The organism is Qipengyuania triglochinis, from assembly GCF_054655615.1.
This window is the reverse complement of sequence record NZ_BAAHND010000001.1, coordinates 587,910-608,282: the sequence shown is the minus strand read 5'-3', so window position 1 is coordinate 608,282 and position 20,373 is coordinate 587,910. Positions and strand designations below refer to the sequence as shown.

The 20,373-nt window shown below is 58.3% G+C and carries 19 protein-coding genes and 1 pseudogene; 9 read left to right on the top strand and 11 right to left on the bottom strand.

Features of this window, described 5'->3' with window-relative positions; genetic code table 11:
• Positions 1-24: 24 nt before the first annotated feature.
• The 6 genes from pth to ACYQ0G_RS03045 form a co-directional block, all read right to left on the bottom strand.
• Positions 25-594, bottom strand: a complete 570-nt coding sequence (pth, locus tag ACYQ0G_RS03070; RefSeq protein WP_460099169.1) for an aminoacyl-tRNA hydrolase — start codon at positions 592-594, stop codon at positions 25-27.
• Between the two features lie 140 nt (positions 595-734).
• Entirely contained in the window at positions 735-1,418 is a 684-nt protein-coding gene (locus tag ACYQ0G_RS03065) for a 50S ribosomal protein L25/general stress protein Ctc (RefSeq protein WP_460099166.1), read from the bottom strand.
• A 156-nt stretch (positions 1,419-1,574) separates the two neighbouring features.
• Positions 1,575-2,489, bottom strand: a complete 915-nt coding sequence (locus tag ACYQ0G_RS03060; protein ID WP_460099165.1) for a TraB/GumN family protein — start codon at positions 2,487-2,489, stop codon at positions 1,575-1,577.
• An 80-nt stretch (positions 2,490-2,569) separates the two neighbouring features.
• Positions 2,570-2,767 carry a helix-turn-helix transcriptional regulator gene (locus tag ACYQ0G_RS03055; protein WP_460099162.1) on the bottom strand — a complete coding sequence of 66 codons (198 nt, stop codon included), beginning with the start codon at positions 2,765-2,767 and terminating at the stop codon, positions 2,570-2,572.
• Positions 2,764-3,150 (bottom strand): hypothetical protein, encoded by a 387-nt coding sequence (locus tag ACYQ0G_RS03050; RefSeq protein WP_460099160.1) that lies wholly within the window; start codon positions 3,148-3,150, stop codon positions 2,764-2,766. Before ACYQ0G_RS03050 ends, ACYQ0G_RS03055 begins: the two co-directional genes overlap by 4 nt.
• A 66-nt stretch (positions 3,151-3,216) precedes the next feature.
• Positions 3,217-3,543 carry a UrcA family protein gene (locus tag ACYQ0G_RS03045; protein ID WP_460099157.1) on the bottom strand — a complete coding sequence of 109 codons (327 nt, stop codon included), beginning with the start codon at positions 3,541-3,543 and terminating at the stop codon, positions 3,217-3,219.
• 194 nt (positions 3,544-3,737) lie between these two features.
• Between ACYQ0G_RS03045 and ACYQ0G_RS03040 the strand changes: the two genes are divergently transcribed.
• The 3 genes from ACYQ0G_RS03040 to ppdK all read left to right on the top strand — a co-directional run bounded on the left by ACYQ0G_RS03040 (position 3,738) and on the right by ppdK (position 9,755).
• Positions 3,738-4,637, top strand: coding sequence for a glycine--tRNA ligase subunit alpha (locus ACYQ0G_RS03040; protein WP_460100607.1), 900 nt, complete (start codon positions 3,738-3,740; stop codon positions 4,635-4,637).
• 133 nt (positions 4,638-4,770) lie between these two features.
• Positions 4,771-7,029, top strand: a complete 2,259-nt coding sequence (glyS, locus tag ACYQ0G_RS03035) for a glycine--tRNA ligase subunit beta (protein ID WP_460099156.1) — start codon at positions 4,771-4,773, stop codon at positions 7,027-7,029.
• Positions 7,030-7,091: 62 nt separating this feature from the next.
• Entirely contained in the window at positions 7,092-9,755 is a 2,664-nt protein-coding gene (gene ppdK, locus ACYQ0G_RS03030) for a pyruvate, phosphate dikinase (protein ID WP_460099154.1), read from the top strand.
• On the opposite strand, the gene ACYQ0G_RS03025 is transcribed toward ppdK, so the two are convergent.
• Positions 9,752-10,510 (bottom strand): methyltransferase domain-containing protein, encoded by a 759-nt coding sequence (locus tag ACYQ0G_RS03025; RefSeq protein WP_460099151.1) that lies wholly within the window; start codon positions 10,508-10,510, stop codon positions 9,752-9,754. The genes ppdK and ACYQ0G_RS03025 overlap by 4 nt on opposite strands.
• Between ACYQ0G_RS03025 and ACYQ0G_RS03020 the strand changes: the two are divergent.
• The 6 genes and pseudogenes from ACYQ0G_RS03020 to ACYQ0G_RS02995 all read left to right on the top strand — a co-directional run.
• A pseudogene (locus tag ACYQ0G_RS03020) lies at positions 10,464-10,751 on the top strand (double zinc ribbon domain-containing protein); the annotation flags it as partial. The gene ACYQ0G_RS03025 and the pseudogene ACYQ0G_RS03020 sit on opposite strands and share 47 nt — an antisense overlap.
• A 225-nt stretch (positions 10,752-10,976) precedes the next feature.
• Positions 10,977-11,342, top strand: a complete 366-nt coding sequence (locus tag ACYQ0G_RS03015) for a ComF family protein (protein ID WP_460100605.1) — start codon at positions 10,977-10,979, stop codon at positions 11,340-11,342.
• A 338-nt stretch (positions 11,343-11,680) separates the two neighbouring features.
• Positions 11,681-12,055 (top strand): phosphoribosyl-AMP cyclohydrolase, encoded by a 375-nt coding sequence (gene hisI, locus ACYQ0G_RS03010; protein WP_460099149.1) that lies wholly within the window; start codon positions 11,681-11,683, stop codon positions 12,053-12,055.
• A gap of 32 nt (positions 12,056-12,087) precedes the next feature.
• Complete coding sequence (locus tag ACYQ0G_RS03005) at positions 12,088-12,531, top strand: MerR family transcriptional regulator (protein WP_460099146.1); 444 nt, start codon at positions 12,088-12,090, stop codon at positions 12,529-12,531.
• A 53-nt stretch (positions 12,532-12,584) separates the two neighbouring features.
• Complete coding sequence (locus ACYQ0G_RS03000) at positions 12,585-14,390, top strand: acyl-CoA dehydrogenase C-terminal domain-containing protein (RefSeq protein ID WP_460099143.1); 1,806 nt, start codon at positions 12,585-12,587, stop codon at positions 14,388-14,390.
• 146 nt (positions 14,391-14,536) lie between these two features.
• Entirely contained in the window at positions 14,537-16,252 is a 1,716-nt protein-coding gene (locus tag ACYQ0G_RS02995) for a putative bifunctional diguanylate cyclase/phosphodiesterase (protein WP_460099141.1), read from the top strand.
• A 48-nt stretch (positions 16,253-16,300) separates the two neighbouring features.
• On the opposite strand, the gene cysK is transcribed toward ACYQ0G_RS02995, so the two are convergent.
• The 4 genes from cysK to tyrS form a co-directional block, all read right to left on the bottom strand.
• Positions 16,301-17,221, bottom strand: a complete 921-nt coding sequence (cysK, locus tag ACYQ0G_RS02990; RefSeq protein ID WP_460099138.1) for a cysteine synthase A — start codon at positions 17,219-17,221, stop codon at positions 16,301-16,303.
• On the bottom strand, positions 17,218-18,516 hold the full coding sequence (locus tag ACYQ0G_RS02985) for an MFS transporter (RefSeq protein WP_460100603.1): 1,299 nt from the start codon (positions 18,514-18,516) through the stop codon (positions 17,218-17,220). The genes cysK and ACYQ0G_RS02985 overlap by 4 nt, the downstream gene beginning before the upstream one ends.
• An 82-nt stretch (positions 18,517-18,598) precedes the next feature.
• Positions 18,599-18,937, bottom strand: a complete 339-nt coding sequence (locus ACYQ0G_RS02980; RefSeq protein WP_460099135.1) for a PilZ domain-containing protein — start codon at positions 18,935-18,937, stop codon at positions 18,599-18,601.
• A 107-nt stretch (positions 18,938-19,044) separates the two neighbouring features.
• Positions 19,045-20,274, bottom strand: coding sequence for a tyrosine--tRNA ligase (gene tyrS, locus ACYQ0G_RS02975; RefSeq protein ID WP_460099132.1), 1,230 nt, complete (start codon positions 20,272-20,274; stop codon positions 19,045-19,047).
• Between the last annotated feature and the right edge of the window lie 99 nt (positions 20,275-20,373).

Sequence of the window (20,373 nt, the reverse complement as noted above, 5' to 3'; positions counted from 1 at the left end):
CTGCGCGCGCCGCGATTGCCAGCGTCAGTCCTGCATTCTTAGGGCAATGTCGTTCATGAACCGCACGTCGTCGCCCTTGGCGAGCCAATCGGCCTCCGCCCCCATCGCCCCGAGCACGCCGGCAAGTTCGTCCATCTCGGCCTTGGCATAATTGCCCAGAACGTGGCCGTTGACGCGTTCCTTGCTGCCAGGATGGCCGATGCCGATGCGCACCCGGCGGAAGTCGGGGCCCAGATGCTGGTTGATCGATTTCAGCCCGTTGTGCCCAGCAAGGCCGCCGCCGCGCCGCACTTTCACCTTGAACGGCGCAAGGTCCAGCTCGTCATGGAAAACGGTAAGGGCTTCGATATCCAGCTTGTAGAAGCGCATCGCCTCGCCGACCGACTGCCCGCTCTTGTTCATGAAGGTTGCCGGTTTGAGCAGAATGATCTTCTCCGCACCGATGCGACCTTCCTGAACCCAGCCGGAAAACTTCTTCTGCACGGGGCCGAACCCGTGAATTTCGGCAATGGCATCGCATACCATGAAACCGATATTGTGCCGGTGCATCGCATATTGCGGTCCGGGATTACCAAGGCCTGTCCATATCTGCATGAGGCGCGCTTTACCGAAGCTGCGGCCACAAGCAAATCGGAGGTATCAAAGTGCTTGGATCCCGCGCAGAAATACCCCCGGAAACAAGAACGCCGGCCTCTTGCGAGACCGGCGCCTTGGTGATCCTGTAAGGAAAGAGCTTATTCGCTCTTTTCTTCCTGCTCTTCTGCAGCGTCGTCATCCGGACCCTGTTCGGTCGCGGCAGTTTCGCCCGGTTCCATATCGGCACCGGTCTGCTCTTCTTCGCTCTTCTTGAGAGCTGACGGAGCGACGAGGGTTGCGATGGTGAAGTCGCGATCGGTGATGGCGCTTTCAGCACCGGCCGGAAGCGTAACTTCGCTGATGTGGATCGAATCGCCGACTTCCTTGCCGGTGACATCGATTTCGATTTCGCCGGGGATCTTGTCGTTTTCGCAGACCAGTTCCAGCTCGTGACGGACAACGTTCAGAACGCCGCCCTTCTTGAGACCCGGGCTCGCTTCTTCGTTGATGAAGACGACCGGAACCTGAACTTCGATCTTGCCACCCTTTGCGAGGCGGAAGAAATCGACATGCTCGGGGCGATCCTTGACGGGGTGAAGCGACACGTCCTTCGGAATTGTTTTCACCTTTTTGCCATTCAGTTCGATCTCGACGATCGAGTTCATGAAGTGGCCGGTGTCGAGCTGCTTGACCAGCTCCTTCAATTCCACGTGAATCATCGTGGGTTCTTCCTTACCGCCATAGATCACGGCGGGGACGCGGCCTTCACGACGCAGTGCACGGGAGGCTCCCTTGCCTGCCCGTTCGCGCGTCTCGGCCGGAAGTGTCAGAGCATCGCTCATGTCGCTTACCTTTCGAATGCGTTTGATATATTCGGTCCGCCACGCCTCCAGGGATGACCATGACGCCGAAGCGCGCGCCTATAGCGCGAGGGACGGGAAAAGCAAGCGGCAAGCCAACCCGTCTGCTTGGGAAGGCTTGCCGCAACTCAAATCCGCTTACTGGACGCGGGTGACCTCGATATCGCGCGAGCGGAGGTAATCCTGCACGCTTTTCTCGCCCGCGAGGTGACCTGCGCCAACCGCGATGAACACCGCGCCAGGCTGGTCGAGCCGTTCGTCGATCCACTCGGCCCAGCGCTCGTTGCGATTATACAGCAGGGCAGCAGCCACCACCGGATCGGTCATGCTCTTGTTCATGATTTCGGCCAGACCATCGGCATCGCCTTCGAGCCATTCGGCGACCATTTCGTCCATCATGGATACCATGCCATCCAGATCGCGGGCCAGCGCCATGAGAAATTCCGTCTGGCTTTCCGCCGGCAGTGTATCGAAGAAATCGATCTGCTGGCCGACCGTTTCAAGCGCGGCGCGCTGGGCGGTCTTGGAAGCGGCAGCTTCGACGATTTTCTCGACGCCGCTTTCCGGATCGTATCCCTCTTTGATCAGCGGAAGGACCGACAGGGTCATACCAGCGAACCACGGTTCGAAGCGGTCGAACGCGGCGGGCGGCATGCCCAGCTTGCCAAGCGCCTGTTCGTAAACGGCGCGGTCTTCGGCAGAGAGCATCTGGCGCAGTGTCTGGCCCTCGGGCAGCATCGCCTTCTGCATGATGGCGCCCTGAAGCGCAGGATCTTTCATCGCGTCTGCAGGAATTTCAGTGACGAGCGTATCCGCATTCTCGAGCGCGGCGGCGATATCTTCGTCATACCATTCGACATCGGCAGGCAGAACATGGACCGTACCGAACAGGTAGATGGTCGTGTCTTCGTCGGCCACCTTCCAAAGCGCTGGGCCGGACGGGGCAGCCCTGGTGGAGACAGCGGCGGTGTCGGCATCGGGCGTTCCAGCCGTAGCGCAGCCGCCAAGGGCCAGGGCAATGCCGGTGCATGAGGTAAGGAGGAAGCGTTTCATAAGTGGTCTCTCTCTGTCGTTGGATTGGGGTTGTCGAACGGTGGACGGGATACGTGAGCGGCGACGATCAGATCGGTTGTCTAGTCTTCACCATCATCGAAGATTTCCTCGATTGGCATGTCAAACAGCCGGGCAATACGGAAGGCGAGGGGGAGCGACGGATCGTGCTTGCCGGTCTCGATGGCGTTCACGGCTTGGCGCGACACATCGAGATTGAGCGCCAGTTCGGCCTGGCTCCAGTCGCGCTCTGCGCGCAAGACCTTGAGCCGGTTCTTCAATTCCTGCCTCCGACCAGTTTGACGAAAACGGCCACCAAATAAACGGTTATGCTCAGCAGAGCCGCGGTCCCATTATCGATCCAGGCAAAGCTGTCGAATGGAAAAAACAGTGCATGGGCAACCAGCCAGAGCACGATGGTGGCAAACCCTGCAGCAGTGCCGGAATGCCAGATTGCCGATGTGTATTCATCACGCCCGCGCCAAATCCACATCCCTGCGAAGGCTACGAGGAACAGACCTGCGGCGATACCGGAAAGGAAGTCCGGCAATTGCCAGACATAGCCGAGCCACAAAATTGCAACCGACGCGCTCGCCGTGAAGTGACTGACGAAGAATTGATCCGCGCCCACATTCTTCCGTTTTTTCTGTTTCTCGATATTCATTCCGTTATCCGTCCGAGCGTTTGTTTTTGCCGGAGCGCACCTTTGAGGCGCGCTCCGGCGAGGGAATTAGCCTTGGTTGTCGATGGCATTGCTAGCGAGGCGCTCGGTGCGAGCCTGCGCTACCGCCAATGCAACTTTGGTACGTGCAGTTTCCCGTAGATCGGCGCGACACTGCGCCTCGGCGTGCATGATTTCGAGACCCTTGCCGCCGATCCGGCAGGCGCGGCGAATTTCGCGGTCCATGCGTGCCTCTAGGCGTTCCTGACCCGATGCCGATGCGAGGTCCAGATCCGATGTCTTTACCGTAACGACTGCGTGGTGGGTGTAGTCGGCATATGCCGGAGCGGCGGCAATTACGAGGGCAGCGGCGGCGAGTGCGAAAGTCTTGTTCATGTCAAATCTCCAGCTTGGATGTAGGGTCCAGTGGGTTAGGTCAACCTTCCTTTGTGTCAGGTTGTGCTGACTATATGTCGCGATTCGCTGACCATGTCAACAAGACCTGACAAAAAGTTTTGATGACCTGTCATTCGCACCATATCCGCGGTGCGGCATTGACGGCTTTTTATGCATCGGCCATTGCCCGCCGCATGGACCGTAATCCGCAAAAATCCTTTCAGGACATGATCCTCGCGCTCCACGATTTCTGGAGCGCGAACGGGTGCCTCATTCTGCAGCCCTACGACATGCGTATGGGCGCGGGCACCTTTCACACAGCGACCACATTGCGGGCGCTGGGGCCGGAGCCGTGGAATGCGGCCTTCGTGCAGCCCTGCCGTCGCCCGACCGACGGGCGTTATGGCGAGAACCCCAACCGCCTCCAGCACTATTACCAGTATCAAGTGATCCTGAAGCCGAGCCCGCCCGACATCCAGGACCTCTATCTCAAGAGCCTGTCGGTCATCGGCATCGATCCGCTGAAGCACGACATCCGCTTTGTGGAAGACGACTGGGAAAGCCCGACGCTGGGAGCGTGGGGGCTGGGCTGGGAAGTCTGGTGCGACGGTATGGAAGTCACCCAGTTCACCTATTTCCAGCAAATGGGCGGCTTCGACTGCAAGCCGGTCGCGGGCGAACTGACCTACGGGCTCGAACGCCTCGCCATGTATATTCAGGGCGTCGACAGCGTCTACGATCTCGCCTTCAACGACCGCGGCGTGTCCTATGGCGATGTGTTTCTCGAGAACGAGAAGCAGATGTCGAAATGGAACTTCGAGGTCGCCGAAACGGATGCCCTGTTCGACCTGTTCAACAAGGCCGAGGCCGAGTGCAAGAATGCGCTCGCTGCGAATGTGCCCATCGCTGCTTACGAGCAAGCGGTAGAGGCCAGCCACATCTTCAACCTGCTGCAGGCGCGCGGCGTGATCAGCGTGCAGGAACGCGCCAGCTACATGGGCCGCGTTCGCGACCTCGCGCGCGGATCGTGCGAAGCGCATATGGAAAAGGAAGCGCCCGCATGGGCCGAGAAATATCCGGAGTGGTCGAAATGAGTGTGCTCTGGAAAATGCAACGTCATTGCGAGCGAAGCGAAGCAATCCATCTCCTTCCGGAGGCACTGGGTGAGCTGTCGCAAGATGGATCGCCGCGTCGCCTTTGGCTCCTCGCGATGACGGGAGGCGCCAAATGAGCGACTTTCTTCTCGAACTGCGCAGCGAGGAAATTCCGGCCCGCATGCAGGGCGGTGCGCGCGCCGAACTGGAAAAGCTGTTCCGCCGCGAGATGGACGCGGCCGGCGTCGCCATGGGTGAACTCACCCTCTGGTCCACCCCGCGGCGTCTGGCGCTGATCGCGCGCGATCTGCCCGACGCGACCGAGGCCGTCAGCGAAGAACTGAAAGGTCCGCCGGTCGGCGCTCCCGATCAGGCGCTCGACGGTTTCTGCCGCAAGGCAGGCGTCGAGAAGGGCGATCTGGAAGTTCGCGACGTGAAGGGGCGTGAGACCTATTTCGCCGTGAAGAACGTCCCTGGCCGTGCAACCAAAGACCTGCTGGCTGACGCAATCCCTGCGATCATCCGCGACTTCAGCTGGCCCAAGTCGATGCGCTGGGGCGCTGCCTCTGTCAGTACCGAGAGCCTGCGCTGGGTGCGCCCGCTGTCGGGCATCGTCGCTTTGCTGGGTGACGAAGTGGTCGAATGCGAGGTGCACGGCGTCACCTCGGGCGCGGTCACGCTCGGCCATCGCTTCCACCACACCGGCGACATCACCGTGGGCAATGCGGGCGATTACGCGATGAAGCTGCGCGCAGGTCACGTGATCGTCGATCACGAGGAACGGCAGGACCTGATCCGTGCAGGCGCCGCCACGGTCGCTTCCGAAGCCGGCCTCAAGCTGGTCGAGGACGAAGGGCTGGTGGTGGAAAATGCGGGCCTTACCGAATGGCCCGTCCCGCTGCTCGGCCGGTTCGAGGAAGATTTCCTCGAAGTCCCGCCAGAAACCATCCAGCTCACCGCGCGCGTGAACCAGAAGTATTTCGTCTGCGAAGACGATGCTGGCAATCTCGCCAACGCTTTCATCTGCACCGCCAATATCGAGGCGGAAGACGGCGGCGCACGCGTTGTCGACGGCAACCGCAAGGTCCTCGCCGCCCGCCTGTCCGACGCGCGCTTCTTCTGGGATGTCGACCGCAAGAAGACGCTCGCCGAGCACGCCACGGGACTGGAGCGGATCACCTTCCACGAAAAGCTGGGCACGGTTGCCGATAAGGTTGACCGAGTGGCCAAGCTGGCCCGCTGGCTGGTGGAAGAGGGTGTCGTGAAACCCTCCTCCGTTCGCCCTGAGCCTGTCGAAGGGCCGTCCTTCACTTCGGACTTAGCGCCAGAAGAAAAGAACGGTGCTTCGACAAGCTCAGCACGAACGGTTTCTGAGTTGGCGGACATGGCCGAACAGGCTGCGCGCCTTGCCAAGGCCGACCTCGTCACCGAAATGGTCGGCGAGTTTCCCGAACTGCAGGGCCTGATGGGCGGCTACTACGCCCGGGCCGAGGGCCTGCCCGATGCGGTCGCCGATGCCATCCGCGATCACTATAAGCCGGTCGGGCAGGGCGACGAGGTTCCAACCGCTCCAGTGACGGTGGCGGTGAGTTTGGCTGACAAGCTGGATACGTTGGTCGGCTTCTTCCAGATAGACGAAAAGCCTACCGGTTCGAAGGATCCCTTCGCTCTTCGTCGCGCGGCGCTCGGTATCCTGCGGCTGCTTATCGAAAACGACCTTCGCGCATCGATGTTCGACCTCATCACAAATGCGGCTCATGCTGGGAAATCTTCCAATGCAGGCCGAGAGATCGCCTCGTTCCTGATCGAACGACTTAAAGTGCAGCAGCGCGAGGCGAATATCCGGCACGATATGATCGATGCCGTCGTTGCCGTGGAAGAAGGCGGCGACAATGTTCGCATGGTGAAACGTACGCAGGCGCTCCAGTCCTTCATGGACACAGAGGACGGCGCCAATCTACTCGCCGGTTACAAGCGAGCCGCCAATATCCTGAAGAAGGAAGACTGGCACGGTACCGAAGGCCAGATCGCCCGAACCGGGGAAGAAGATCCGCTCGCGCTGGTCGACGATCCGGACATGAAGGCCGTAATCGACGCCAAAATGAGCGAGCGGCACGCGAAAGAACTTTCCTACCAGCCAGAACCTGCGGAAAAGGCGCTGATGGATGCGTTGGCAGATTCGGAACCCGCAGCGGCACGCGCTATCGAAGCGGAAGACTTCGGTGCTGCGATGGCGGCGCTGGCCAGTCTCCGCGCGCCAATCGATCGCTTCTTCGAAGAAGTGACGGTTAATGCGGATGAAGAAAACAAGCGGGCACATCGTCTGGACCTGCTTGCACGCTTCCGTGCTGCGGTGCACAAAGTTGCGGACTTCTCTCGCATCGAGGGATAGCCGATTTAAATCCTATGACACTGTCAACTGTGTCAACTTGCTTCAGATAAACCGGGATGGATATGAACGATACAGTCTTTACCTTCGGCGGAAATGCCCCGCATACGAATGCGCGGCAGAAGGACAAGACCGTCACTGGCGGCAAGGGTGCCAATCTTGCGGAAATGGCCAGCATCGGCCTGCCGGTCCCCCCGGGCTTCACCATTGCGACTGAGGAATGTCTCAAGTATCTGGCGGGCGGCAGCGACTTTTCCGAGAAGATGCGCGCCGATGTGGCGCAGGCGCTCTCCCATGTGGAAGCGACCGTGGGCAAGGGCTTCGGCGACGCGGCCGATCCTTTGCTTGTGTCGGTTCGGTCCGGCGCGGCGGTTTCCATGCCCGGCATGATGGATACCGTGCTGAACCTCGGCCTCAATGACGAGACGGTGAAAGGCCTCGCGAAGACTTCGGGTGACGAACGCTTTGCCTGGGACAGCTATCGCCGCTTCATCCAGATGTATGGCGATGTGGTGCTGGGCGTGGATCACGGCTTGTTCGAGGAAGCGCTCGAAATCGCCAAGGAAGACAATGGCTATTACGCCGATACGGAACTCAGCGCCGAGGAATGGAAGACGCTCGTCGCCGAGTACAAGTCCATCGTCGAGCAGGAACTGGGAAAGCCGTTCCCGCAAGACCCGGTCGAGCAATTGTGGGGCGCCATCAGCGCCGTGTTCGACAGCTGGGATACCGAACGCGCCAAGGTCTATCGCCGCCTGAACGACATTCCGCATGACATGGGCACTGCCGTCAATGTGCAGGCCATGGTGTTCGGCAATATGGGCGACACCAGCGCCACCGGCGTTGCCTTCACCCGCGATCCTTCGACCGGCGAGAAAGCCTATTACGGCGAATGGCTGGTCAATGCGCAGGGTGAAGACGTGGTCGCAGGTATTCGTACGCCGCAATATCTCACTAGGGCGCGCCGCGAAGATGCAGGCGCCGACAAGCCGAGCATGGAAGAAGCCATGCCCGATGCCTTTGCCGAACTGGCACATGTCTTCGAACTGCTCGAGAAGCATTACACGGACATGCAGGATATCGAGTTCACCGTTCAGCAGGGCAAGCTCTGGCTGCTGCAAACCCGCACCGGGAAACGCACTGCCAAGGCCGCTTTGAAAATGGCGGTCGATATGGTGGGCGAGGGGCTGATCGACGAAAAGACCGCTATCCTGCGGGTCGATCCCATGGCTCTCGACCAGCTCTTACACCCCACGCTCGATCCCGATGCGCCCCGCGATGTGCTAACCACCGGCCTTCCGGCATCGCCAGGCGCGGCCAGCGGGAAGATCGTGCTCGACGCCGATACTGCAGAACTGTGGGCCGGGCGGGGCGAGAAGGTCATCCTCGTCCGTATCGAAACCAGCCCGGAAGACATTCACGGCATGCACGCCGCCACCGGCATTCTGACGGCGCGCGGCGGGATGACCAGCCATGCTGCCGTTGTGGCACGCGGCATGGGGCGCCCATGCGTCTCCGGCGCGTCGCAGGTTTCGATTGCGCGTGAAGGCCGCACGTTAACCATCGGAAATCGCGACCTTAAGGAAGGCGACGTCATCACGCTGGATGGCGGCAATGGGCAGATCATGGCTGGCGAAGTTGCCACCATCGAGCCGGAACTGGCCGGCGATTTCGGCACGCTGATGGAATGGGCCGACAAACACCGGCGCATGCGGGTCCGCACCAATGCCGAAACCGAAAACGATTGCCGCATGGCGCGCCAGTTCGGTGCCGAAGGCATTGGCCTGTGCCGTACCGAGCATATGTTCTTCGATGCCGACCGCATCAGCGCCGTGCGCCAGATGATCCTGGCCGACGATGAAGCGGGTCGCCGTGCCGCGCTCGAAAAACTGCTGCCCGAACAGCGTGCCGATTTCGTCAAGATCTTCGAGGTTATGGCGGGCTTGCCATGCACCATTCGCCTGCTCGATCCGCCGCTGCACGAATTCCTGCCGCATGGCGATGCCGAATTCGAAGAACTGGCCTCCGCCACCGGTAAGACTGTCGATCAATTGAAGCGACGCGCGGGCGAACTGCATGAATTCAACCCCATGCTGGGCCATCGCGGTTGCCGCCTCGGGATTACCTACCCGGAAATCTACGAGATGCAGGCACGCGCGATTTTCGAGGCGGCGTGCGAAGTCGCCAAGACCAGCGAAGAAGCCCCTGTACCCGAGGTGATGATTCCGCTTGTCGCAACGCGCAAGGAACTCGAATTGTTGAAAGCGGTGGTGGATCGCGTGGCTGCGGAAGTCTTCGAAGTCACCGGCCGCACGCTCGACTATCTCGTCGGCACCATGATCGAATTGCCGCGCGCTGCACTGATGGCGGGCGAAATCGCCGAAGTCGGCGAATTTTTCAGCTTCGGTACCAACGACCTCACGCAGACGACTCTGGGCGTCAGCCGCGATGATGCGAGCCGCTTCCTGACCGAATATGTCGAAAAGGGCATTTTCGCGCGCGATCCTTTCGTCAGCCTCGACATCGACGGGGTCGGCCAGCTGGTCGAACTGGCGGCGGAACGCGGGCGCCAGACGCGCGCCGATATCAAGCTTGGAATCTGCGGCGAACATGGCGGCGATCCGGCCAGCATCGCCTTTTGCGAGAAGACCGGGCTCGATTACGTCAGCGCCTCGCCCTACCGTGTGCCGATCGCACGGCTCGCGGCAGCACAGGCGAGCCTTCGCTAGTCTTTCCAGCCGGTTAGGGTCAGTATCTCGAATGTTTCGATGACCCGATCTCGGTCGTTCGCAGCGGTGAGAAAGGACTTGCGGGCGCGATCGAGGGCAGCTTTACCCATAGGCGGCGCGCCGCTCGCAAGGCTCGACGTCAGCCCTTGGTCGCGCAGGTCCGACACGAGCCGGTCGAGCGATCCGAAGGCGACTTCGAGCGAACGGCTGTCGACCACCTGCCGTTTGAACAGGGCACGCTGCATCAGCGCCGAAGCACCGGCATTGTCGACCAGCGGATGCATCCGGCCGGCCGGCCGGTCGGGTTCCGCCGCAATGACGGCGCGCCGCAGGTTCGTCAGGCTCCCCGCGCCGATCATCGAGGCAATGACGATGCCTCCTTCGGCCAATGCCGTGCGCAAATGCAGTAGTGCGCCGGGCAGATCGTTGACCCGGCCCAGCGAGGCGAGGCTGACGATAAGATTGTAGGATCCATCCCCGATCGGCTTCTCTTCGTCGATCGTCCGGACATTGGCTTCTTCCACCTGCGATCCGCGCCCCCGCAGCGAGAGGGCGAGGGTGCCCGTCCAGTCGCCGATCACGAGGACTCGGGCAGGTTCGAATCGCATGAACTCGAGCCGGTCGAGAATGTCCTCGACCATGTCGTCCAGAACATAGCGCGCCGCGTCGCGCTGCGACTGGCGGACCAGCGCCCGTCGGTAGCCGGCCATGCGGCGCTGGCGGCTGAAAATGCGGGGAGGCGCCCTATCTGCCATCGCTAATATCCATCCCGGCTCCCCTGCCGCGCTTGCCACAAGCATGCAAGCGGTGCAGCACACCGGCATGGGGAGAATAACCACGATGCGACGGGCCTTGGGAGACGGGATCGCTCCTCTGGTTGATCTCGTATACCCGCCGCGCTGTCCAGCGTGCGGCGAGAGCATCGGGGGGCAGGGAGGGCTCTGCGCAACATGTTGGTCCGACCTAGCCATTCCCGGTGACCCCTCCTGTGCTACCTGTCAGCGGCCGTTCGGTGAGCGAGGACCAGTTGATGGAGCTCTCTGCGCGCCCTGCCTTTCAAATCCTCCGCTTCACGATGGAATCGCTGCCGGCACGCTCTATACAGATACATCGCGCAAACTGGTCCTCGCCTTGAAACACGGCCGACGTATAGCGCTGGCGCCTCTGCTGGCGCGGCTGATTGCTGCCCGTATTCCCTCGCGGGATGGCCATAGGTTGATTGTGCCCGTCCCACTCCATCGCTGGCGCCTCTGGCAGCGCGGATTCAATCAGGCGGCTTTGTTGGGATCTGAACTGGCGAAAGCGGGTCACGGTACGCTTGTGGTCGATGGCCTGATCCGCAACAAAAGAACGCCGAGCCTTGGTGGAATGGGCGCGAAAGCGCGGACAAAGGCGCTTGCTGGAGCGATTGCAGTAAACAGAAAGCAGAAAATTTCAGGTCGGGATATTCTATTGGTCGACGACGTGCTGACGAGCGGAGCCACAACGGCGGCGTGCGTGAAGGCTCTTAAGAAAGCGGGGGCGAAGACTGTGGTCATTGCCTGCTTCGCCCGCGTTTTGGACGAAGCTCTCGATCATGCGAGATAAACGAAACGCCCGGAGTCCGAAGACCCCGGGCGCCACGTGACGAAATACACCGGACCATAGCGATGCAGCCCCCCAGCATGCATCAGGTCCTATCCCTCATCGTTACCGGATGCGCCGCGTGTAAACCCCCTCGCGGCTGCGGATCCGGGACCCCCTGAACCTGGCGCTCTTTTGGCACCGATGCTCCGGTTGGCAGGCTTCACATCACCTGCAGGGCCATTACATTCCCTAGAAAGTCCGTTCCTCAAACAGCGTTCTTTGCTTAAAGCGAATTTTGAACCCGGCTTGTGGCGGTCGTGCAACAGACTGTCGTAGTTATACAATTATACGGAGTGCCTGTGGCAAAAGACCCGATCGACCGCGAAGATGGCGAGGATTTCCTTCCTAAGTTCGATGACAAGGGACTGCTCAGCGCAGTCGTACAGGACGTTCATACTGGTCGTATCCTAATGGTCGCCTTCATGAACAGAGAAGCGATCGATGCCACCGTGCGCACCGGTATAGCTCATTTCCATTCACGCTCTCGCGGAGCGCTTTGGCAGAAAGGTGAAACTTCCGGCAATGTCTTGCGAGTAGAGGAAATTTTAGTCGACTGCGACCAAGACGCACTCGTCCTGCGGTGCGATCCGGCCGGCCCCACATGCCACACCGGGGCGACGAGTTGTTTCTATCGCAAGTTGGATGCCGGCATTCTCCAACCCGTCAAGCCTTGACGCTTACGTAAACGTTTGGCTAGAAAGTGTGCATGACACAGCCGCTTACCAATGCCGATAACGATCGTCGTCATGCCGGCGCACATCTCGAACGACCCGACAAGCTCGAACGCGAACAGTTTTCGATTTCGGATCTGACGAGCGAGTTCGAGTGCACGGCGCGGGCTTTGCGTTTTTACGAAGACGAAGGCCTAATTGCTCCGTCGCGCGTTGGACTGACCAGGATCTATTCGAAGCGCGATCGGGCCCGTCTCGCATGGATCATGCGTGCCAAGAATGTCGGTTTCTCGCTTACCGAAATTCGCGAGATGATCGATCTTTACGACCTCGACGACGGGCGTGCCGAACAGCGCCGCGTCACGCTCGAAAAATGCAAGAAACATGTGGCCAAGTTGAAGGCGCAGCGTGCCGATATCGATAGTTCGATTAAGGAACTCGCCGAATTTATCAGCTTGGTCGAAGATCAGCTCGATTAGAGAACGATCTAACTTCAAGATTAACGAAAGCCATTCTTTCCCAAGGACATCCAATGCCCATTTATAATGCCCCCGCTCGCGACGCCCGCTTCATCATCAACGAACTCCTCGATCTCGGAAGCTACGGCAATCTGCCGGGTTTCGAGATGGCTTCCAAGGATGTCGTGGATGCTATCATCAGTGAGGGCGGCAAATTCTGCTCCGAAGTTCTGGCGCCGCTGAACCGGATCGGTGACGAACATGGTTGCGTTCGGAATGATGACGGGTCCGTCACCACCCCTCCTGGCTTCAAGGATGCCTTCGACCAGTTCCGTGAAGCAGGTTGGGGCACGATCTCGGCTCCCGAAGAATTCGGTGGGCAGGGCATGCCGCACGTTCTCGGCTTTGTCATGGAAGAGTTCATTTCCAGCGCCAACCAGGCTTTCGGTATGTATCCCGGCCTCACTAACGGAGCAATCTCTGCCCTGATCGCCAAGGGATCCGGTGAGCAGAAAGCAAAATACCTACCCAAAATGATCTCGAACGAATGGACGGGCACGATGAACCTGACCGAACCGCAGTGCGGCACGGATCTGGGTATGATCCGTACCAAGGCGGAACCGCAGGGCGATGGCAGCTATGCGATCACCGGCACCAAGATTTTCATCTCGGCCGGCGAACACGACATGAGTGAAAACATCATCCACCTGGTCCTCGCAAAGACTCCGGGCGCGCCCGACAGCAGCAAGGGAATCTCTCTCTTCGTCGTGCCGAAATTCCTGGTCAATGAGGATGGCACTCTGGGCGAACGCAACGGTGTTATGTGTGGGTCGATCGAAGAGAAGATGGGTATTCACGGCAATGCCACCTGCGTTCTCAACTACGACGGCGCGAAGGGCTGGATGGTCGGCGAGGAGAACAAGGGGCTTGCTGCCATGTTCATCATGATGAATGCCGCCCGGCTTGGCGTGGGCATTCAAGGGCTGAGCCAGGCTGAAGTTGCTTATCAAAATGCCGTCGTATACGCTCTCGACCGCCGGCAAGGGCGTGCTCTGACCGGCCCGGCAGAACCGGAAGCGCAGGCCGATCCGATTTTTGTGCACCCCGATGTTCGCCGCATGCTGATGGACGCAAAGGCGTTCACGGAAGGGATGCGCGCGCTGGCTCTGTGGGGCGGCCTGCTTGTAGATCTTACACATCAGGCCCAAACCGAGGAAGAACGCGAAGAGGCAGACCTTATGCTCGGCCTTTTGACCCCTGTCATCAAGGGCTACGGCACCGACAAGGGCTACGAAGTCGCGACCAATATGCAGCAAGTTTTTGGTGGCCATGGCTACATTGAAGAATGGGGCATGAGCCAATATGTTCGTGACGCGCGGATTGCCCAGATTTATGAAGGCACGAACGGCGTACAGGCGATGGACTTGTGCGGTCGCAAGCTGGCGCAGAAGGGCGGTGCCGCCGTTCAAGCCTTCTTCAAACATGTCGGCGAAGAGATCGCTGCCGCGAAAGAAGTCGATGAACTGAAGGATATGGCCGAGCAGCTGGAAAAGGCTCTTGGGCAACAGCAGGCGGCGACGATGTGGTTCATGCAGAACGCCATGCAGAACCCCAATCACCTGGGTGCCGGCGCGCATCACTACATGCACATAATGGGCATCGTGACGCTCGGACTTATGTGGTTGAAAATGGCGCGTAAGGCGCAAAATTGTCTTACTGGATCAGGTGATGACAAAGCGTTTTACGAGCAAAAGCTGGCCACTGCCCGGTATTACATGGATCGGTATCTTCCGGATGCGGGTGCGCTGCGCCGCAAACTCGAAGCGGGGAGCGACAGCTTGATGGCTTTGGGAGAAGATGCTTTCCAGACTGCGGCATAATTTCCTTGTAGCCAGCATCATCTTTCAAACCAATCGGGCCGCTCACGGTATGTGCAGCGGCCCTTTTTGATGTGATGGTGAGTAGCGATGGAACGATCAGAGGTGCCGACGCGTAGAACCGTCAAGGGCGGATGCGGAGAGGCTTATTGTCCCTCGGGATAGGAAAAAATCCGAGCGGGGTTTCGGACCGTGGAACCGGGTCCGAAGGCAAAGATAGTGCGAGCACCTATTCGCGTCTTTTAGACTCCGCTCCTTTTGCCGTTTTATCCACGGATGAAAATGGTCGCATTCTTACTTGGAATCCAGCTGCTGAAAGCATGTTCGGCTATCCGTTGGCCGACGTTATCGGTTTACCGGTAACGCTGATTATTCCGGAGCGCTTTCAGAGGGCGCACGAGGAAGGGATGCGCCGAATGCGTCAGGGCGAGGAGCACCGCCTGATTGGCAATACCGTCGAAATAATCGCGCAACATGCAACTGGTCGCGAGTTTCCGGCGGAACTCACTCTCTCACTGTATCAGGATGATGGGCGCACTACTGTTGGCGCCCACATCCAGGATACTTCTGATAGACATGCCCGGGAAGCTAATCTCGAGCATCTTGCGCGACATGACGAACTAACCGGATTATTGACGCCAAGGGCATTCTTGAACACCGTTCGTGAATGTCTGGCCAACGCGGAAAAGCCTGGCCTCCTCGTAATTGACCTCGACAATTTTAAGTCGATCAACGATTCTCTTGGCCATCTCGCCGGCGACGCCCTGCTACAATCGGTTGCGGTAAGATTTCGTCTCAACTCGGATCCCAATTGGCGTATCGCGAGAATGGGCGGTGATGAATTCGCAATTTTGATCCCTGGACCATGTTCAGAAGAGGAAGTTGGTACTGCCTCAGACCGAATTCTGAAAACACTTGAAGAGCAATTTCTCATTTTCGAGCATCAGTTTTCCCTGGGAGGAAGCATCGGAGCCGCTGTAGTCGATGACGATATTACGGACGCAGAAACTCTGCTGCTTCATGCCGATCTCGCTATGTTTGCGGCCAAGAAATCGGGCAAGGCTCGGCGTGTCTTCGATGACGCGATGCGTAGTGACCACGCCAGACAGCGCATCTTGCAGGCTGATCTGGTCAGCTCAGTTGAAAAGTGCGAATGGGAGTTATTCTTCCAGCCCCAAGTAGACATCCGGGATGGCAGCCTCATTGGTGTAGAAGCGCTGCTGCGCTGGAATCATCCTGATCTAGGGTTGCTAGCGCCTGCAAGTTTCATGAATTTTCTTGAAACCCATGTGATCGCTCAGGAATTGGGCGACTGGATCATAAATGAGGCCTGTCGTTTCATGGCTGAATGCCGACAAGATGGTCTGATTCTTCCTAGCGTGGCATGCAATCTCTTCCCCATACAAGCCCTCTCGGAGAACTTATCTTCTTCTGTCCCGCGTTTCCTCGATCGATATGGACTAGAGCCTAGTGATGTCGAGTTCGAGGTTACAGAGCAAACCACCTTGAAAAGTGACAGGGAAAATCTGTCGCATCTGATGAAGCTCTATGATGCGGGTCATAAGATCACTCTGGATGATTTTGGAACCGGTTACGCATCCCTCGCCACTTTGCAGACACTTCCCCTTACTGGCTTTAAGATTGACCGGCGGTTTGTCGCGGACTTTCTAACGGACACTCCAAGCGAAGCCATTATCGCGGGCATGATCGCAGTGGCGGAATGCATGAAGATTGAAGTGGTCGCAGAAGGAGTCGAGACGGAAAATCAACGCGCCAGGCTTGAACAAATGGGCTGTTACAAAGCGCAAGGACACCTTTTCGCCAAGCCCCTTACGAAGGAAGATTTTATCGCGAAATATCGGTAAGTTTGGGGTGGCCCCAAGTCAACAAGGCCACCCAAACTTGATAAAGACCTATTCGGTAGGAAGGAAATCCGGCACGGAGAGGTAACGTTCACCCGTATCATAGTTAAAACCTAGGATACGGCTGCCAGCGTTCAAATCGGGCAGTTTTTTCGCGATCGCTGCCAATGTTGCGCCGCTGGAAATTCCAACTAACAACCCTTCTTTGGCAGCACATTGACGAGCCCATTCCTTGGCATCCTCCGGGTCAACCTGAATAGCACCGTCAATCGCTTGGGTATGCAGGTTTTCTGGGACGAAGCCGGCGCCTATACCCTGGATGGGGTGGGGCCCCGGTTGACCACCACTGATAACTGGCGATCCGGCCGGCTCCACGGCATAGGCCTTTAAATCTTTCCACTCTTCTTTGAGCACTTCGGCGCAGCCGGTAAGGTGGCCCCCGGTGCCCACACCGGTTATCATCACGTCAATCGGTTCGTCCGCGAAGTCGGCGAGGATTTCACGAGCGGTCGTCCGCTTATGAACTTCAAAGTTGGAAGGATTGTCGAACTGGCTGGGCATCCATGCGCCCTCGGTCTGATCGACGAGTTCCTGGGCGCGGGAAATCGCTCCCTTCATCCCACCTTCCTTGGGAGTGAGATCAAAGGTCGCTCCATATGCGAGCATAAGCCGGCGGCGCTCTAAGCTCATGCTTTCCGGCATGACGAGAATCAGCTTATAACCTTTAACCGCGGCCGCCATCGCCAGGCCGATACCGGTGTTGCCGCTTGTCGGCTCGATGATCGTTCCGCCCGGTTTAAGCTTGCCCGATTTTTCGGCGTCCTCAACCATAGCCAGACCTATACGGTCCTTGATGGAGCCACCGGGATTGGCGCGTTCGTTCTTCACCCACACTTCATGGTCGGGGAAGAGACGGGCCAGGCGGATATGCGATGTGCCGCCAACTGTGTCTAAAACGGATTGGGCTTTCATGGGATCTGCTCCTGCAGCTTTTCTTCTGGTGTCTGCTCTTCCAATTCCTCAGGGGGCTCGAAGGTCCTAGTGGTACGCAAGACAGGGAAAATTTTACTCCAGAGAGCAACGGTGACGATCGCTCCTGCACCACCACTCACTACCGCAGCCACCGGTCCGATGGCGTAGGCCAAGCTGCCTGAGAAGAAATCACCGAATTCGTTGGACGCGCTGATAGTCAGCAAGCTGACCGAGGAGACGCGGCCGCGCTTATCGTCAGGTGTGTGGAGTTGGATCAGAGACTGACGGATATAGACGCTGAACATATCCGCTGCCCCCACGATGAAGAGCATAGCCAAGCTGAGTGGCATCGATTTGGAAAAACCAAATACAATCGTAGCGAAGCCGAACAGGGCAACGGCCAGAAGCATCTTCGGGCCGACTTGCGTCTTCAACGGACGGAAGGAGAAGAATAGCGCCGTAAGTGCCGCTCCGACCGCCGGAGCCATGGCTAACTGCGCCAACCCGGTTTCTCCTACCTGGAGAATGTCACGCGCATAAACAGGGAATAGGGCTGTCGCCCCGGCGAGAAAAACCGCAAAAAGGTCCAGAGTGATGGCGCCCAGAACCATTTTGTTTCGAACGACATACCGCAAACCTTCGACCATGGCGTGAATTGGTCGCTGGTTCTGTGGGCGGGGCGGCTGTGGCACCTTCCCGATCAGGGAAAGTGAGATGATGGCTACGATAAAAAGCACTGCCGCCGCAATATAAGGCAGTGACGGAAAAACCGCATAAAGATACCCACCGACCGCCGGGCCTACGATCATTCCAGTCTGCCAAGAGATACTGGACAGAGCGATGGCGTTGGGGAGGATTTCCTTCGGGACCAGATTGGGCGCGAGCGCCGACAAAGCCGGACCGTTAAATGCCCTCACCACGCCGAGCACTATCGCAACCGAGTAAATCGACCAGAGAGCAATTGTGCCATTCCATGTTAGCCAGGCGAGGGTACAGGCACACAAAATCTGCAATGCGATGGTTGCGCGTCCGATGTTGCGGCGATCAAACCGATCGGCAGCCCAGCCCGAAAACGGCGTCAGGAGAAAAAGCGGTACGAACTGAAGCAGGCCGATCAGCGCCAGCTGTCCGGAAGCCTCCCCGATGTTCATACCGCTATCGCGGGCGATATTGTAGGTTTGCCATCCGATTATGAGCATCATCGCGTATTGCGCGAGCGTCATCGTCAGTCTGGCAACCCAGTACGCCCGGAAATTGGCTATCCGTAGAGGGGACCGTTCGGAAGAAGTTTTGATGGTGCTGTTCACGCAGGACGCATGGCAGCAGCCCCCTTGCTTGTGAAGAGGTTCATTCTCACAGTAATCGCATGGGAGATTTTCAGCGCATTTTTCTAAGACGCGGGTTCGGTTGGAGCTTGTCGATGAGGGCAAGAAAATCATCCACTCGGATGATACGTTCGAACTGGAAGCCAGCGCGGTTATCTCTGCACCAGATGCAATACGCTTCGATGCGACCAATTATCGGAAGCCGGACTACGAGACGTTCGCCACGACCAATTTTGTCGGCGTCATCGATCATGAATCCGTTCGCCGAAATATTCGCAATATGCATTCTGATGTCACCTTTGCCGAAATGTTCGGCAATCACCGGGTGATCAACAGGATGCCGCGCCATGCGGCGCTGATCGGTTACGCTGAGTTGTGCTCCTGCGCTCATCCGCTTGAACCTTCAAAATTATTACCCCAAATCTCCTTCCCTAAAAAAGGCGAACATTTGGTAAACCGCTCGGAAATAATAACGGGGCGAGGTTCAGGCTATGCCAACTATCTGCGGATAATCGCGTGCTTTTTCTTACCGAGTGAAAGCTTGCGCTCGGCGTGTTCGGCAACCTCAACAAGATAGGCCGGATCAGTAACCGTCTCGCCGTCCAGCTTTACCGCGTTTTCCGAAAGCTTGCGTTTCGCTTCCTTGCCTGAGGATGTGAAATTGAGGGCTGTCAGGACCGCGCCGATGCGCATGCCTTCCGCACCGACTTCGATCGCCGGCAAATCCTCTCCTGCACCGCCACCGGCAAATGTTTCAGCGGCTGTCTTCTCAGCTGTCTGGGCAGCTTCCGGCCCACGTACCATCGCGGTGACTTCGTTCGCGAGCACCGTCTTGGCCCGATTGATCTCAGCCCCTTCGAGGGCCTCGAGCTTCCGAATTTCGTCCATAGGCAAATCTGTAAAAAGCCGCAGGAAGCGGCCCACATCGCGATCATCGACGTTTCGCCAATACTGCCAGAAGTCGTAGCTTGGCAGCTGCTCTTCGTTGAGCCATACGGCGCCTGCCGCTGTTTTTCCCATCTTGCCGCCGTCGGCAGTCGTCAGGAGCGGAGTGGTCAGACCGAAAACTTCCACCCCATCCATCCGGCGCGAGAGCTCCAGACCATTTACGATGTTGCCCCATTGATCGCTGCCTCCCATCTGGAGCCGCGCGCCCATCTCTTGCGCGAGGTGACGGAAATCATACCCCTGGAGGATCATGTAATTGAATTCTAGGAAAGTCATCGGCTGTTCGCGCTCAAGACGTAGGCGAACGGAATCAAACGAAAGCATCCGATTTACGGTAAAATGCGTGCCGACCTTCTGCAGCATTTCGATATAGCCCAAGCCGCCGAGCCAATCCTGATTGTTTACCATGACAGCGTCAGTCGGTCCGTCACCAAAGGTCAGCAAACGTTCGAAGACAGTTCTAATCCCCGAGATGTTCTCTTCGATTGTGGCATCGGTCAACATCTTGCGACTTTCGTCACGCCCCGTCGGATCGCCGATACGGGTGGTGCCTCCTCCCATCAATACGATCGGCTTGTGTCCGGTCTGTTGAAGACGACGAAGCATCATGATCTGCACTAGGCTACCAATGTGAAGGCTGGGTGCCGTCGCATCAAACCCAATGTAACCCGGCACTATCTTGCTCGCAGCAAGGGCGTCCAAAGCGGTCGGATCGGTAATCTGGTGGATATAGCCGCGTTCTTCGAGCAAACGCAGCAGGTCGGATTTGTAGGTGCTCATAACAGAGCGCCGCTAGCATGAGGGTTCGCAGTTGGAAACGTATGAACTGAGCGCGCATCCCGCTCATCCCCCGCTACTCGTGAGCGGTGTTGCAGCTAG

Bases quoted from the DNA above. Each gene is read 5' to 3' on its own strand.
- pth (WP_460099169.1), bottom strand. From the start codon at position 594: ATGCAGATATGGACAGGCCTTGGTAATCCCGGACCGCAATATGCGATG.
- ACYQ0G_RS03065 (WP_460099166.1), bottom strand. From the start codon at position 1,418: ATGAGCGATGCTCTGACACTTCCGGCCGAGACGCGCGAACGGGCAGGC.
- ACYQ0G_RS03060 (WP_460099165.1), bottom strand. From the start codon at position 2,489: ATGAAACGCTTCCTCCTTACCTCATGCACCGGCATTGCCCTGGCCCTT.
- ACYQ0G_RS03050 (WP_460099160.1), bottom strand. From the start codon at position 3,150: ATGAATATCGAGAAACAGAAAAAACGGAAGAATGTGGGCGCGGATCAA.
- ACYQ0G_RS03045 (WP_460099157.1), bottom strand. From the start codon at position 3,543: ATGAACAAGACTTTCGCACTCGCCGCCGCTGCCCTCGTAATTGCCGCC.
- ACYQ0G_RS03040 (WP_460100607.1), top strand. From the start codon at position 3,738: ATGGACCGTAATCCGCAAAAATCCTTTCAGGACATGATCCTCGCGCTC.
- glyS (WP_460099156.1), top strand. From the start codon at position 4,771: ATGAGCGACTTTCTTCTCGAACTGCGCAGCGAGGAAATTCCGGCCCGC.
- ppdK (WP_460099154.1), top strand. From the start codon at position 7,092: ATGAACGATACAGTCTTTACCTTCGGCGGAAATGCCCCGCATACGAAT.
- ACYQ0G_RS03025 (WP_460099151.1), bottom strand. From the start codon at position 10,510: ATGGCAGATAGGGCGCCTCCCCGCATTTTCAGCCGCCAGCGCCGCATG.
- ACYQ0G_RS03005 (WP_460099146.1), top strand. From the start codon at position 12,088: ATGACACAGCCGCTTACCAATGCCGATAACGATCGTCGTCATGCCGGC.
- ACYQ0G_RS03000 (WP_460099143.1), top strand. From the start codon at position 12,585: ATGCCCATTTATAATGCCCCCGCTCGCGACGCCCGCTTCATCATCAAC.
- cysK (WP_460099138.1), bottom strand. From the start codon at position 17,221: ATGAAAGCCCAATCCGTTTTAGACACAGTTGGCGGCACATCGCATATC.
- ACYQ0G_RS02980 (WP_460099135.1), bottom strand. From the start codon at position 18,937: ATGAGCGCAGGAGCACAACTCAGCGTAACCGATCAGCGCCGCATGGCG.
- tyrS (WP_460099132.1), bottom strand. From the start codon at position 20,274: ATGAGCACCTACAAATCCGACCTGCTGCGTTTGCTCGAAGAACGCGGC.